13 protein-coding genes are annotated in these 14,367 nt (G+C 61.0%); 9 read left to right on the top strand and 4 right to left on the bottom strand.

From position 1 onward, the window contains the following. Nucleotides 1–81: 81 nt before the first annotated feature. The 5 genes from ACF6ZU_RS05000 to ACF6ZU_RS04980 all read left to right on the top strand — a co-directional run bounded on the left by ACF6ZU_RS05000 (nt 82) and on the right by ACF6ZU_RS04980 (nt 4,286). Nucleotides 82–1,107 carry an NAD(P)H-dependent glycerol-3-phosphate dehydrogenase gene (locus tag ACF6ZU_RS05000; protein WP_392890788.1) on the top strand — a complete coding sequence of 342 codons (1,026 nt, stop codon included), beginning with the start codon at nt 82–84 and terminating at the stop codon, nt 1,105–1,107. Between the two features lie 20 nt (nt 1,108–1,127). Then, nucleotides 1,128–1,475 carry a DUF4389 domain-containing protein gene (locus ACF6ZU_RS04995; RefSeq protein WP_392890787.1) on the top strand — a complete coding sequence of 116 codons (348 nt, stop codon included), beginning with the start codon at nt 1,128–1,130 and terminating at the stop codon, nt 1,473–1,475. Further along, nucleotides 1,472–1,924, top strand: coding sequence for a phosphohistidine phosphatase SixA (gene sixA, locus ACF6ZU_RS04990; RefSeq protein ID WP_392890786.1), 453 nt, complete (start codon nt 1,472–1,474; stop codon nt 1,922–1,924). The genes ACF6ZU_RS04995 and sixA overlap by 4 nt, the downstream gene beginning before the upstream one ends. 218 nt (nt 1,925–2,142) lie before the next feature. Continuing rightward, a complete protein-coding gene (locus ACF6ZU_RS04985; protein ID WP_392890785.1) occupies nt 2,143–3,810 on the top strand; it encodes an AMP-binding protein in 1,668 nt (555 codons plus the stop codon). Between the two features lie 32 nt (nt 3,811–3,842). Next, nucleotides 3,843–4,286 carry a hotdog fold thioesterase gene (locus tag ACF6ZU_RS04980; protein ID WP_392890784.1) on the top strand — a complete coding sequence of 148 codons (444 nt, stop codon included), beginning with the start codon at nt 3,843–3,845 and terminating at the stop codon, nt 4,284–4,286. Between the two features lie 9 nt (nt 4,287–4,295). Here ACF6ZU_RS04980 and ACF6ZU_RS04975 read toward each other — a convergent pair whose 3' ends face one another. Beyond that, nucleotides 4,296–7,286 carry an RHS repeat-associated core domain-containing protein gene (locus ACF6ZU_RS04975; protein ID WP_392890783.1) on the bottom strand — a complete coding sequence of 997 codons (2,991 nt, stop codon included), beginning with the start codon at nt 7,284–7,286 and terminating at the stop codon, nt 4,296–4,298. A 207-nt stretch (nt 7,287–7,493) separates the two neighbouring features. Here ACF6ZU_RS04975 and ACF6ZU_RS04970 point away from each other — a divergent pair, with 207 nt between their 5' ends. The 4 genes from ACF6ZU_RS04970 to ACF6ZU_RS04955 all read left to right on the top strand — a co-directional run bounded on the left by ACF6ZU_RS04970 (nt 7,494) and on the right by ACF6ZU_RS04955 (nt 11,222). Next, nucleotides 7,494–8,300: an alpha/beta fold hydrolase gene (locus tag ACF6ZU_RS04970; protein WP_392890782.1), complete on the top strand. Its 807-nt coding sequence runs from the start codon at nt 7,494–7,496 to the stop codon at nt 8,298–8,300. Next, complete coding sequence (locus ACF6ZU_RS04965) at nt 8,297–9,151, top strand: alpha/beta hydrolase (RefSeq protein WP_392890781.1); 855 nt, start codon at nt 8,297–8,299, stop codon at nt 9,149–9,151. Before ACF6ZU_RS04970 ends, ACF6ZU_RS04965 begins: the two co-directional genes overlap by 4 nt. A gap of 139 nt (nt 9,152–9,290) precedes the next feature. Further along, nucleotides 9,291–10,097: a DUF4892 domain-containing protein gene (locus tag ACF6ZU_RS04960; protein ID WP_392893703.1), complete on the top strand. Its 807-nt coding sequence runs from the start codon at nt 9,291–9,293 to the stop codon at nt 10,095–10,097. A gap of 69 nt (nt 10,098–10,166) precedes the next feature. Continuing rightward, complete coding sequence (locus ACF6ZU_RS04955; protein WP_392890780.1) at nt 10,167–11,222, top strand: AI-2E family transporter; 1,056 nt, start codon at nt 10,167–10,169, stop codon at nt 11,220–11,222. A 126-nt stretch (nt 11,223–11,348) separates the two neighbouring features. Here ACF6ZU_RS04955 and xopAW read toward each other — a convergent pair whose 3' ends face one another. The 3 genes from xopAW to ACF6ZU_RS04940 all read right to left on the bottom strand — a co-directional run bounded on the left by xopAW (nt 11,349) and on the right by ACF6ZU_RS04940 (nt 14,227). After that, nucleotides 11,349–12,191, bottom strand: a complete 843-nt coding sequence (gene xopAW, locus ACF6ZU_RS04950; protein ID WP_392890779.1) for a XopAW family type III secretion system calcium-binding effector — start codon at nt 12,189–12,191, stop codon at nt 11,349–11,351. 228 nt (nt 12,192–12,419) lie between these two features. Beyond that, on the bottom strand, nt 12,420–13,469 hold the full coding sequence (locus ACF6ZU_RS04945; protein ID WP_392890778.1) for a sensor histidine kinase: 1,050 nt from the start codon (nt 13,467–13,469) through the stop codon (nt 12,420–12,422). Then, a complete protein-coding gene (locus ACF6ZU_RS04940; RefSeq protein ID WP_392890777.1) occupies nt 13,469–14,227 on the bottom strand; it encodes a response regulator in 759 nt (252 codons plus the stop codon). Before ACF6ZU_RS04940 ends, ACF6ZU_RS04945 begins: the two co-directional genes overlap by 1 nt. Nucleotides 14,228–14,367: the final 140 nt, after the last annotated feature.

The following is a 14,367-nucleotide window of genomic DNA, read 5'->3' as shown; positions in this document are numbered from 1 at the left end:
TAATTGATGCGGGGGCTGGCCGACACTGGGCCGCTCCGTATAATGCCGGCATCGCCACTGGTATGGATTAACGGATTGCATATGACTGAACAGCGCCCGATTGCGGTCCTGGGAGGCGGAAGTTTTGGTACCGCCGTGGCCAATCTGCTGGCCGAAAACGGTCATCAGGTCCGGCAGTGGATGCGAGACCCGGAGCAGGCCGAAGCCATCCGGGTCAATCGCGAGAACCCGCGTTACCTCAAGGGCATCAAGATTCTCCCCGGTGTGGAAGCGGTCACAGACCTGCAAGCCACGCTGGAGGCGTGCGACCTGTGCTTCGTCGCGCTGCCGTCCAGCGCGTTGCGCGCGGTGCTGGTCCCGCACGCCGAACGGTTGAGCGGCAAACTGCTGGTCAGCCTGACCAAAGGTATCGAAGCCCATACGTTCAAACTGATGAGCGAGATCCTCGAAGAGATCGCCCCGCAAGCGCGCATCGGCGTGTTGTCCGGGCCGAACCTGGCGCGGGAAATCGCCGAACACGCGCTGACCGCCACCGTGGTTGCCAGCGAAGACGAAGAGCTCTGCCAGCGGGTTCAGGAAGCGCTGCACGGCCGCACTTTCCGCGTGTACGCCAGCAACGACCGCTTCGGTGTGGAATTGGGTGGTGCGCTGAAGAATGTCTACGCGATCATCGCCGGCATGGCGGTGGCGCTGGGCATGGGCGAAAACACCAAGAGCATGCTGATCACCCGGGCATTGGCGGAAATGACTCGCTTCGCGGTGAATCAGGGCGCCAACCCGATGACGTTTCTCGGGCTCGCGGGTGTCGGTGATTTGATCGTGACCTGCTCATCGCCGAAAAGCCGCAACTATCAGGTCGGGTTCGCCCTCGGCCAGGGCTTGAGCCTGGAGGACGCGGTGACGCGTCTGGGCGAAGTCGCCGAAGGCGTGAACACCCTGAAAGTGCTCAAGGCCAAGGCCCAGGAAGTTGGCGTCTACATGCCGCTGGTCGCCGGGCTGCATGCGATCCTGTTCGAAGGGCGCACGCTGAATCAGGTGATTGAATTGCTGATGCGCGGCGAACCGAAGACCGATGTCGATTTTATTTCCACCAGTGGTTTCAACTGATTGATCAGGGAGAGCGGGCTATGAACGATCCGAAAACAGAGGCCAGGTACGAATCCATCCTGCTGCGGGTGTTGTGGATGATCGTCTTCTTGCTGGTCTGGCAGGTGGCGCAGTTCATCCTCGGCGCCGTGGTGCTGGTGCAACTGGTCTATCGTTTGATCTATGGCGCGCCAAGCGCCAGCCTGATGAACTTCGGTGACAGTCTGAGCCAGTTTCTGGCGCAGATCGGTCGTTTCGGCACCTTTCACAGCGACCAGAAACCCTGGCCGTTCGCCGACTGGCCGTCGCCGCGTACGCCGGAAGGTGAAGCGCCACACGTTGTCGCACCTGCTCCGCATCCGGCCCGAGATGAGGAACCCAAGCTATGAAACTCTGGGTATTGCGTCATGGTGAAGCCGAGCCACACGGCAAACGTCCTGATTCCGAGCGGGCACTGACCGCCCACGGTCGCGAAGAGGTGCTGCGCTCGGCAGCCGAGTTGATGGACAAAAAGCTGACCGCCATCTATGCCAGCCCTTACCGGCGTGCGCAGGAGACGGCGCAACTGGTGCGCGAGACGCTGGGGTTCGGGCCGGAAATTCGCACGGTCGAATGGTTGACCCCCGACTACAGCCCGCAAGTCGTTTCGGAACAACTGGTGTCCGTGGATCGCGCATTGCTGGTCAGTCATAACCCGTTGGTGGGTAATTTGCTGGGTTATCTTCAGCATGGTCATGTGCAGGACCCTGAAAGGGTGGCCACCGCCGGTCTCGCGGAGCTGGAAGGCGATTTGCCGCTGGCCGGGGCGATGAAGCTCAACGGCATCAAGCATCCGTAAAGTGATCGGACAACTGTAGGAGCGAGCTTGCTCGCGAAGGTCGTTAACGATGACGCGATTCCCCTGAATTCACGCGTTATCGTTCACGACCTTCGCGAGCAAGCTCGCTCCTACAGTGTGGGACGGTGTGGCTGTTTTTTTGTAATGAAATAGTCAACCAAGCAACCGCTTGGTTGACTACGCTTGCTCCAGAATAAAAAAACACAGGAGCGAGTCGCATGTCTGCTGCTTTTCGTTTGCCGCTGGACGTCTTCTACGAGCGTGAAGCCCGTCATCCCCGCCAGCGCTTTCTGGTTCAGCCGGTGGGCGGTGGCCAGGTCGAAACCCTCACCTGGGAAGATGTCGGCCATCAGGCCCGGTGCGCCGCGCATTGGCTGCGAGCGCGGGAGTTGCCCCAAGGCAGCCACATCGCCCTGATCTCGAAAAACTGCGCCCACTGGATCATCGCCGACCTGGCCATCTGGATGGCCGGACACGTCTCGGTGCCGTTGTACCCGAACCTCACCGCCGAATCCGTTGCGCAAGTACTCGACCATTCCGAAGCGGCGCTGGCGTTCATCGGCAAGCTCGACGACTGGCCCGGCATGTCCCGCGGAGTCAATCCTGATCTGCCGACCATCAGCCTGCCACTGCATCCGCCGGGCAGTTTCGATTTCAGCTGGGCCGACCTGCTGACGAGCTCACCGATCCAGGACGATCCGAAACCTGCCACCGATCAATTGGCGACCATCATTTACACCTCCGGCACCACCGGCATGCCCAAGGGCGTGATGCACACCTTCGGCAACCTGGGGTTCGCCACCACCCGCGGCACGCAGTTGTTCGGTCTCAATGAGTCGGACCGCCTGCTGTCGTACCTGCCGCTGTGCCATGTCGCCGAACGCATGTTCGTCGAGTTGGCGTCGATCTATACCGGGCAAACCGTGTTCTTTGCCGAAAGCCTCGACACCTTCCTGACTGACTTGCAGCGTGCGCGGCCCACCGCATTGTTCGGGGTGCCGCGTATCTGGACCAAGTTCCAGATGGGCGTGTACAGCAAGATCCCGGCAAAACGCCTCGATTTTCTCCTCGGGTTGCCCTTCATCGGCAAGCGGGTAGGGCACAAGGTCCTGGCCGGGCTGGGGCTGGATGCGTTGCGCGTTGCATTGTCCGGTGCCGCGCCCGTGCCGCAGACCTTGTTGCTGTGGTACCGCAAGCTCGGGCTGGACGTGCTGGAGGTGTACGGCATGACCGAAAGCTGCGGTTATTCGCACATCGGCCGGCCAGGCGAGAACAAGCCCGGCTGGATCGGCAAACCGTGCCCTGAGGTTGAAGTGCGGATCGACGATTCTGGCGAAGTCATGGTGCGCAGTGGCGCGACCATGCTCGGCTATTTCAAGGAGCCGGAAAAAACCGCCGACACAATCACCGCCGACGGTTTCCTGCGCACCGGAGACAAGGGTGAGCAAGACGCCGAAGGCAACCTGCGTCTGACCGGGCGACTGAAGGAAATCTTCAAGACCAGCAAAGGCAAATACGTGGCCCCGGCCCCGATCGAAAACCGCCTGGCGGTGCATTCGCGGATCGAGCAGGTGTGCGTGGTCGGTGACGGTTTGAGTGCGCCGCTGGGGCTGTGCGTGCTCTCGGCGGTCGGTCAGCAGGACGCTGGCGGATCCTCACGCGCCGGCCTGCATTCGAGCCTGGAAAAGCTCCTTGAAGACGTCAACGGTGCCCTCGACAAACATGAGCGCCTGCGCCGGCTCGTGGTGGTCAAGGACAGCTGGGCCGTGGAAAACGGCTTCCTGACGCCGACCCTGAAGATCAAGCGCAACGTGATCGAAGCGGCTTACGGCTCCCGGTTCGAAGAATGGAGCGAGCGCAGCGAAGCCGTGCTGTGGCAGGATTGAGTGACAAACAAAACCAACAAAGGATGTCAGCAATGAGTTTGTGGCGTACCACTCCCAACATCGAGCAGTTGAACGCAATCCAGAAAAACACCATCGGCGAAGTGCTGGATATCCGCTTCGAAGCCTTCGACGAAGAGTCCCTGACCGCGAGCATGGTCATCGACCACCGAACTCATCAGCCCTATGGCTTGCTGCACGGTGGCGCCTCGGTGGTGCTGGCCGAAAGCGTCGGCTCCATGGCCAGCTATCTGTGCATCGATGCGAACAAGTTTTATTGCGTGGGCCTGGAAATCAACGCCAACCATCTGCGAGGGCTGCGAAGTGGCCGGGTGACGGCGGTGGCCAAGGCGATTCACATCGGGCGTACCACCCATGTCTGGGACATTCGCCTGACCAGCGATGAGGGCAAGGCCAGTTGTGTGTCGCGGTTGACCATGGCGGTGGTGCCGTTGGGGCAAACACCCCCGGTACGCTGATCCTGGTGGTCATGCAGCGGTGGTACTTCTGAGTTCGGCCATGGGAATATCCCCATTTGAAAAGCTCCGACGGCGATAGCTCTGGGGTGGAAGGGGCCCTGCTGCGCTCGGGGAAAAACGGTCCGGCTGGAAGTTGCTGCCGCCATATCTGTGAAAATCAAGCGCACCACGTTGCACAAACTGGCCCAAATAGGTCCGGGCTTCAGTAGGTGTTGCCATGGTGGCGGCCGCGGCTGCCCGCAGGTAAGGGTCTGTAATTGAGTTTGTCAGTGGCGAGGACAGAAACGTCAGCGAGGCCGTTGATATGGAACCGGCTGTACGGGTAGACGCGCCATAGACCATTTCCCATAAACGAGGCTTGGAAAGTTCGTTGGTTCCCGGTTCAAGTGTGCCGCCAAGAAAAGTATTGATAAAAGTAATGGAGGCACCATCCAGCCCCTCGACGGCCGCGCTGACAAGCACACCGACCAAAGGTGGAAGCTCTGCACGCACTGCTCCGCCGGTAAACAGCAGAGCACCATAAGCCGGTGTTCGTATCAAAGTTGCTAGCCCGGAGGGCGCCAGTGTTACCCGGGGGCCAAGCTCTGCGGAAACTCGCTGTCCTGCCTCCCTTGTCACGTTGCCAGGCACACTGCTGATGATGCTGATCGCGGTGACGTTCAATGCTTCGGGGTTGCTCAGGTAGGCATACAATGGCGCTGCTGCTCCCATAGTGGCACCGAGCAAAGCGCCCACGCCTGCTCCAATTTTTTGTGCCGTACGGCTGTTGCTGTATCGGGAAGCGACGTTACTGCCCGCAGCCATGCCCATTGACCCAACGACGAACGCGCCTACAGCGGTGCCTGCTGCGGTCAATGCCAGGTTGGCAGTGACGTCTACTGCCTTGTCCGGATCATCGGTATTGGTTGCCCATTGTGTCAGCCCCAGTGTTGCAACGTATCGAACAAGCCCCCCCGCCAACGCACTCAGACCGTCACGGCTGATCGCGGCGCCGGCAGCCCCGTTTGATTCTTGTGAGGTGATTAATCCCTGCAAGTCGACATGCCCGGTGGGATTGCCATGCACCATCGCATACAGATTCAACCCATCGGCAATCCCTGCCGGATCGGCACTGAGCCATCGCTGGCACCAAGGCATGTAATACCGGAATCCGTAGTAATACAGCCCGGTCGCATCCCGCTCCTGGCCCGAGTAACGCCGGGTCTTGTAGCTGGCCTCGAGCTTGTTGCGCCCGGCCCACCAACAGGTTCCGCCATACGGGTAAAAGCGCTCCCACGTGATGAGCCCTGCGTCCTCGTTGAGTTCAAGGGTGCTGGAATTCTGATGATCGGTGAAGGTGTAGCGATGCTGGTCTTGAGGGATGTCTGACGCCGGTTTTTTCTCCCAGTGCAGCACCTGGATCGTGCTACGGCCGGCCTTGACGGTGATGACATGGAGCACTTCGTCAGCGGAAGTACGCGTTTCCACTCCCGGCAGGTATCGGGTTTCGTGTGTACGGGTCAGTGTCCCGGTGTAAGCCTGACGAATTTTTCGCACACGCTGGCCACTCCCGTCGTACAAGTAAAATTCAATGTCGTCAGGCCCGTCCTCACGCACCACCTGATCGACCTGACGTAACTGGTTGCGTAGATCCCACAGCAGGTTTTGCCTCGGTAACAGGTAGGTTCGATTGCCGTTCAAATCATGACCGGCGGCAATCTCGTTCTCGTCAGGCAGTTCACCGTCGACCTTTTCGGGCAGGCTGCGATTGCTCGAAGCAGCGATTGCCGTGCGTTCAGTGCGGTTTGCACTCGCAGCATGATGCTGCATGATTTCCAGATTACCGGCCTTGTCGTAACTGTAGAGGCGTGTGTAGTTTTCCAGCTGCGCAGGGTCGGCGCCGATCTGGAACTCCGGAAGTTGCGGGCCGCCGGGGGCATTGCGCCTCTGGCTGCCGCGGGCTTCTATCAGGCGGTAAAGGCTGTCGTAACGATAGTGATTGGTTAGCGCGACGCGTTGGTTGCGGTGGTAATGCACCGGATCGACCGCGTCGGCCAGGCACGTGATGTTGCCGACGGCGTCATACTGATACGACAGATCCTGCAGCGCGGATTGCCTTGGCACATAAGCCTTCAGGTGGTCCAGACGCCCATCGTCGAGACGAAACGTCGCACATGAAACAACGCCATTTCCGGCAGTTTGTCGTTCGATCTGCCCGAAAGCGTTGTACTGGATATCACTGACCAGTGGCGTTTCTCCAGTGTGTCCGACCAGGGTCAGCCGAACTTCCTTCAGCTCGGCGGCACGGGTCTGAACGAATGTCTGGATATTCCCTTTTGCGTCGGTCTGCCTGATGGGGTCGCCCGCCGCGTTGCATTGAATACGCGTGACAGCGGATTCCGCTTCCAGAACCGCATCGCGCTCGTTCTCGGCCAAAGGCCAGTCCACGAGCCAATACGGATCTTCGGTAAACGTACGGTCGTGTTCCAGCGGCACCCCGGTCAGACCGAATTCGATGTAGTGCACGGTGCCGGCCGTGTCGTCATATCGAAGTACCTGGCCGCGATGGTTGCGAGTTGCATCGGCGCTGGCATCGGCGTAGGAAAACCGCGCAGTGCAGCGTTCCGGTTCACCGTGGGCGTTCTCGAATGTGGCCGTTGGCCGGCGTTGCCCGTCATGTTGCACGCGGCTATGGCTGAGTTTTGAATCCCAGCCTTCACAGCCTTGCCCGTCCTCGCCGAACAATCCCAGGCGCCAGCCAGCGTCATTGTTTTCGGACAAAAGCAACGCACCCGACAAGCTGAATACATTGATTTGACTGGCGACAGCCTGGCCTTGCCGATGTGCATCAAACAGCCGTGGATCACGGCTAAGCACCAAGCGACCCACCCCATCGTGTACGTGCTCGGTGACGCAGCTGTCAGCCAAGGCCGTACCGTCGCGCCGGTGATATTCCACGCGCCTGACACTTCGTCCGCGAGGGTCGATGACGTCGATAGCGGGTGTATTGGCATGGGTCATGACGTGAGTTGCCCGGGGCCTGTGGACACTGCTCTTATCCGCGTCATCCGGTTCGGCTGTCAACTGTCAGAAATAACAGGTATGGGCCTGTTAACACGCAATATAGCCATGGCAGGACTGTCATCATTCCTGGCCGTTACGGTCATTGCGGTTCGCAACGGGCTTGCGGACAATCAAACCCTGTTTTTCGTTGATGGATCGACCGGTATGTCGCAGCAGATTTTTTTCGCCCACGCCAATGGTTTTCCGTCGGGGACCTACGGCAAGTTGTTCGCGGCGCTGGCGCCCGAGTATCAGGTGAGGCATCTGGAGCAGCACGCCCATGACCCGCGCTTCCCGGCGGACGACAACTGGTACAACCTGGTGGACGAGCTGATTCATCACCTCGAGCAGCAGGCGGAGCCGGTGTGGGGCGTCGGCCATTCCTTCGGTGGCGTGCTGCACTTGCACGCCGCCTTGCGCTGTCCCGAGCTGTATCGCGGCGTGGTGATGCTCGATTCGCCAGTGCTGACCCGTGCCGATCAATGGGTGATCCGCGCGGCCAAGCGCTTCGGTTTCATCGACCGTCTGACGCCGGCCGGCCGCACGCTGGGGCGTCGGGAGGAGTTTGCCGACCTCGACAGCGCCCGCCGTTATTTCGCCGGTAAAACCCTGTTTCGCAGTTTTGATCCGGAGTGTTTCGACGCCTACCTGCAACACGGCTTGCACAAGGTTGGCGACAAGCTGCGCCTGAGTTTCGACCCGGCCACGGAAATCAGCATCTATCGCGGCGTGCCGCACACCAGCCCCGGCCGCGCGCGTCAGTTGAAAGTGCCACTGGCAGTGGTGCGCGGGCACAAGAGCCGCGTGGTGATGCGTCATCACGCCAGTTCTGTCGGTCGCATGCCGATGGGGGAATCCCTGAGCATGCCCGGTGGCCACATGTTTCCCCTGGAGCGTCCTCAGGACACGGCCGCGCTGCTGAAAAACCTGTTCAGCCGCTGGGACGCGCGCCATCAGCAGGATTGTGCATGAGCCATGTCGTCGAAGAAGTCCGCCTGAGCCTGCCGCACATCGAGCTGGCCGCGCACCTGTTCGGCCCGGAGGACGGTCTGCCGGTGATTGCCTTGCACGGCTGGCTGGACAACGCCAACAGCTTTGCCCGGTTGGCGCCGAAGCTCAAAGGGCTGCGGATCATCGCGCTGGACATGGCCGGTCACGGTCATTCCGGGCATCGTCCGGCGGGTGCGGGCTATGCGATGTGGGACTACGCCCACGACGTGCTGCAAGTCGCCGATCAGTTGGGCCTGAAGCGCTTTGCACTGATGGGTCACTCCATGGGCGCGATCGCTTCGTTGATCATCGCCGGCTCAATGCCCGAGCGCGTCACCCACCTGGCCCTGATCGACGGCATCATTCCGCCTACAGACAAAGGCGAAAATGCCGCCGAGCGGATGGGCATGGCCTTACAGGCTCAGCTCGATCTGCGGGAGAAACGCAAACCGGTCTACAACACCCTCGACCGTGCCATCGAGGCGCGGATGAAAGGCCTGGTCGCGGTCAGTCGCGAAGCGGCAGAGTTGCTGGCCCAGCGCGGCTTGATGCCGGTGCCGGGCGGCTACACCTGGCGCACCGACAACCGCCTGACGCTGCCATCGCCGCTGCGTCTTACTACGGAACAGGCGATGGCCTTCGTCCAGCGTGTCGCTTGTCCCGCGTTGCTGGTCGTCGCGGCCGACGGCATGCTCGCCAAACATTCCGAGTTGCTGGAGCGTCTACCCTTTAGCCGGGAACAGCTGCCAGGCGGTCACCATTTGCACCTGAATGACGAAGCCGGTGCCGACCTTGTCGCAGACTGTTTCAATCGGTTCTTCGCCGTTCCTTGACTTGCGCCGGGCAACTGTCGAGGCTGGACGGGTTGAAAAGGGAGACAACCATGACAGAAGTCAGTACCGCTGCGACCCCGAATGGCCACACGGCCCATATCGCGGGTGCCCAGGCCATGTTCATCCGATGAGCCTGACCATACGTTCACTCAGTCTGCTGACGTTGTGCAGTTTCAGCCCTCTATTGTTTGCCGCCGATGTACCGGGCAGCCAGGACCTGCCAATCGTGCCGCGCGTGACCGATTCGCAGATCGTCGACTATCGTCCGGCGGTCGAGCTGGAGCGGATTTACCCGATGGGTTCGATTCGCAAGATCAGCGGTCAGTTGCGCTTCGACGGGCAGGTCAGCGCACGGGGCCATACCACTTCGGTGACCTACGAGTTGCCGCCGGAGCATTCCTCCACCGAAGCCTTCACCGCCGCTCGCGAAGCCTTGCAGAAGCAGGACGCGCAATTGCTGTTCTGGTGCCAGGCCCGCGATTGCGGTGAAAGCAGCCTGTGGGCCAATGAGGTCTTCGGCAATGCCAAGCTCTATGGCGCTGACGACCAGCAGGCATATCTGCTGTTACGACTGGCGGCACCCAAGGAAAACACCCTGGTGGCGCTGTACAGCATCACTCGCGGCAATCGCAAAGCCTATCTGCACGTCGAACAGTTCGACGCCGCTGCACCGCTGGGTGATTTGCTGCCGACCTCCGCGACCTTGCTCAGGGAGCTGAAGAGCACCGGCGAACTTGACTTTCCAAAACTGACTGAAGCGCCCGACGACACCTGGCTGCGCCTGCTTTCACGAGGCCTGAACCTGGACACAACCTTGCGGGTAAGCGTTTCCGGACCGAATGCCGAAGCCTGGCGCCAGGCATTGATGGCTCAGGGCGTACGGGCGGCGCGCATGGAGACCGGCAACGTCGAAGGCTCTGGCCTGCACATCGAACTGTTGCGATAAGCTGTATCAGGCGAACACGCGCGCCGTGTTCGCCTACTCTTTTGCAGACTGACTTTTTTCGAGATCCGGATGATCAATAACGATCGGCTGTTGGTGCAAATCCTCCTCCTGGTGCTGTTTGGCGCGAGCTTCTGGGTGATGGCGCCGTTCTGGTCGGCGCTGTTCTGGGGCGCGGTCCTGGCGTTTGCCAGTTGGCCATTGATGCGTTTGTTGACGCGCTGGCTCGACGGTCGCGAATCCCTGGCGGCGGCATTGCTGACCCTGGGCTGGATGCTGCTGGTGGCGGTGCCGCTGGTGTGGCTGGGGTTCAACCTGGCGGACCACGTGCGCGATGCCACGGCTTTCATCAAAGATGTGCAAATGGACGGCTTGCCCGAGGCGCCGACCTGGCTGGGCGGTATTCCTCTGGTGGGTGAGCGCCTGGTGGTGGTCTGGAACAGCATCGACCAGCAGGGCGCGGCGCTGATGGTCTCGCTCAAACCTTATCTGGGGCAGGTCGGCAACTGGTTGCTGGCCCGCAGTGCGCAGATTGGCGGCGGCATTCTCGAGCTGACGCTCAGCATTGTGTTCGTGTTCTTTTTCTACCGCGACGGGCCGCGCCTGGCGGCGTTTGTCCATAGTCTGCTGCAGCGGTTGATCGGTGACCGCGCCGGTTATTACATCGAACTGGTGGCGGGTACGGTGCAACGGGTGGTGAACGGCGTGATCGGGACAGCGGCCGCCCAGGCGGTGCTGGCGTTGATCGGTTTCCTGATTGCCGGAGTGCCTGGCGCACTGGTGCTCGGCATCGTCACCTTCCTGCTCAGCCTGATTCCCATGGGGCCGCCGCTCGTATGGGTTCCGGCGACCGCCTGGCTGGCCTGGAAAGGCGAATACGGGATGGCGGTGTTCCTCGGGATCTGGGGCACCTTCATCATCAGTGGCGTCGACAACGTGCTCAAGCCTTACCTGATCAGTCGCGGCGGGAACCTGCCGTTGGTGATCGTGCTGCTGGGCGTCTTTGGCGGGTTGATTGCGTTCGGGTTCATCGGTCTGTTTATCGGGCCGACGTTACTGGCCGTGGCGTACAGCCTGTTGACCGACTGGAGCAAGAGCCAGGCGCGGGTGGAGGATCGCCGGCCCTGAGATGGATATGGAGGCTAACGGCCTCTTCGCGAGCAGGCTCGCTCCCACAGGTTTCGTGGTGTTCACACAAATGATGTGTTCACCTCAATCCTTATGGGAGCGAGGCTTGCCCGCGAAGCTTTTGCTTTAGCCTGTAACGTTCAGGTACTTGCCCACTGTCGCCACGTTGTCGAGCGAGTACTGCTTGCTCAGGTTGGCGATCATCTTGTTCAAGGCTTCCGTCACATTCACCTGATCGGTAGAACTGTCCTTCTCGCGACCGGCCTGCAAGGCAGCTTTCAACTCATCACTGCTGACACCGCCACTGCTGTCGCTGTCGAGTACCTTGAGCAGCGCGGCGCTGGTGTCGGTGCTGGTCGATGAAGTGCTGTTGCTGGCCTGCAGCGCGCTGTTCAGTTCGGTGGCGCTGACACTGCCGTCGCTGTCGGTATCCAGCTGGCTGAACAGTTCTTCACTGGAAACCTGCTGAGGTGGCGGCGGTGGCGGGGTGAGGCTGGCGGCGAGCTCATCCTTGCTGACGACACCATCTTCGTTCTTGTCCAGGGCCGAAAAGATTTCACTGCTGTCGGCGCTGCTGCCGGCGCTGGTCAGGCCGTTGCTGAGTTCGTCGCTGCTGATGGCCCCGTCGCCGTCGGCGTCCAGCGCGCTGATCAACGCGTCGGCCAATTCAGTGTCCGGAGCTTGATCCCGCGGTGGTGGTGGCGGAGGTGCCATCGCCGCCATTTCTTCGCTGCTCAGGCTGCCGCTGCCATCACTGTCCAGGTCGGCGAAGTTTTTGCTGAGGCTGACCAGCAGGCCGTCATCGGATTTCTGTGACAGGGCGCTTTTGAGCTCGTCCTGGTCCACTGAACCGTCGCTGTTGGTATCGAGTTTGGCCAGCAGTTCTTTCTGGAACTGCTGGCTGCGGGCATTGCTGGTGGTGCTGGCGGTATTGTTATAGCTCGAGTAGTTGCTGACGCTACCGATCATTGGGCTCACTCCCTGGAATGGAAAACCGGCGGGTGCACCGGCTTATGCAGCCTCGGGTAGCAAGTTATCGGGGGTATGTGGGATTTGTACCGTTCGGTACACACAGGTCAGCCTCAGACCCTGTGGGAGCGAGCCTGCTCGCGATTGCGGTGCATCAGTCGACATCAATGTTGAATGATCAACCGCAATCGCGAGCAGGCTCGCTCCCACAGGGAATTTATGTGGGACTCAGGCGCGGGGCAGGCGGATCACGGCGGTCAAGCCGCCACCGGGGGTTTCTTCCAGCGTCAATTGCCCGCCCAGTCGTTCGGCCGCATCCCGGGCAATGGTCATACCCAGCCCGACCCCGCCGGAATTGCGATTGCGCGAACCTTCCAGGCGGAAGAACGGTTCGAAGACGGCTTCGCGTTTATCCGCTGCGATTCCCGGCCCCTGGTCGATCACCCGGATCACCAGCTGTTCGCGATGGTCCTCGAGCACGATCTGCGCCTGTCCGGCGTAACGCAGGGCGTTGTCCAGCAGGTTGTTGATGCACGAACGCAAGGCCATGGGTTGCACCTGCAACGGCGCACAATGACCACTGGCCTGGACATCGGCGCCCTGGTCCTGGGCGTTTTCGCTGAGGGATTCGATCAGCGCCTGCACATCCATCCATTGCGGCGCCTCACTGGTGCGCTGTTCGTGCAGGTAGGTGAGGGTGGCGTCGAGCATGCTGATCATGTCATCCAGATCCTGGCGCATCTGGCCTTGCAGCTTGTCGTCGTCAATCTGTTCCAGCCGCAACTTGAGCCGTGACAGCGGTGTACGCAAGTCATGGGACACCGCGCCGAGCATTCGCGAACGCTGCTGCATTTGCTCGATGATGCGTTTTTGCATCAGGTTGAAGGTGTAAGCCGCTTGCCGGGCTTCCCGTGGGCCGGATTCATCCAGCGGCGGGCTGTCGAGGTTCTCGCTCAGGCGCTCGGCGGCGGCGCTCAGTCGCTGAATCGGCCGACTCAACAGTTTGGCGCCATACCAGGCGGCAATGATCAGCGAAATCAGCTGGAACGTAAGGGGCACCAGCGGCCCACCGAACCATGGCCGCGGTGGCCGCTTCTCGAAGCGCGGGTCCATTGGCGGGAGCTGTTCTTCGTAGCCTTCGGAGAATTCCGGAGGTGGTGGTGGGGGCGGTGGACCGTAGTGATGAAACCAGGCAAATGCCAGCAGGTGCGCCAGGATGATCGCCACCAGCAGCACGCCAAACAGGCGGCCGAACAGCGTATCGAAGCGCGCACGCATCAGCCGATGTCTCGGGCGTCGAACAGGTAACCCTCACCGCGAACGGTCTTGATCAACTGTGGGGCTTTCGGGTCGTCACCGAGTTTCTGGCGCAGGCGCGAGACCAGCAAATCGATGCTGCGATCAAAGGCTTCGATCGAGCGACCGCGCGCGGCGTCCAGCAGTTGTTCGCGGCTGAGCACCCGGCGTGGACGTTCGATGAACACCCACAGCAGGCGGAATTCGGCGTTGGATAACGGCACCACCAGGCCATCCGCCGCAATCAACTGGCGTAGCACGCTGTTCAGGCGCCAGCTGTCAAAGCGAATATTCGCACGCTGTTCGGTACGGTCGTCGCGCACGCGACGCAGAATGGTCTGAATCCGTGCGACCAGTTCTCGCGGTTCGAACGGCTTGGCCATGTAGTCGTCGGCGCCCAGTTCCAGGCCGATGATCCGGTCGGTCGGTTCGCAACGGGCGGTGAGCATCAGGATCGGGATGTCCGATTCGGCACGCAACCAGCGGCACAACGACAATCCGTCTTCACCGGGCAGCATCAGGTCAAGCACCACTACGTCGAAATGTTCCAGTAGCAGCGCCTGGCGCATGGCGGCACCGTCGGTGACGCCGCTGGCGTGGATGTTGAACCGGGCCAGGTAGTCGATCATCAGTTCCCGGATCGGGACGTCATCGTCGACGATCAGCGCGCGAATGCTCCAGCGTTTGTCGTCGCCGGGCGCTTTCAGATCGTCGTTCAAGGGTGCTTGGGTACTGTGCATGCGTGCGTTCATCTGCCAGGTAGGCTGCCAACCACAAAGATAGGCTGCGAGGTTGTGGCTTCAGCATAGGCGTCCTGCCCGGAGGCGGGAAGTGCTGTAAGGACGTGTTGCGGCTGCCGAGGGTAGCGGGGAAGGGTGTT

Origin of the sequence: Pseudomonas migulae (genome assembly GCF_043225285.1) — a bacterium.
GTDB lineage: Bacteria > Pseudomonadota > Gammaproteobacteria > Pseudomonadales > Pseudomonadaceae > Aquipseudomonas > Aquipseudomonas migulae_C.
This window is presented reverse-complemented; position numbering and strand designations above follow the sequence as displayed.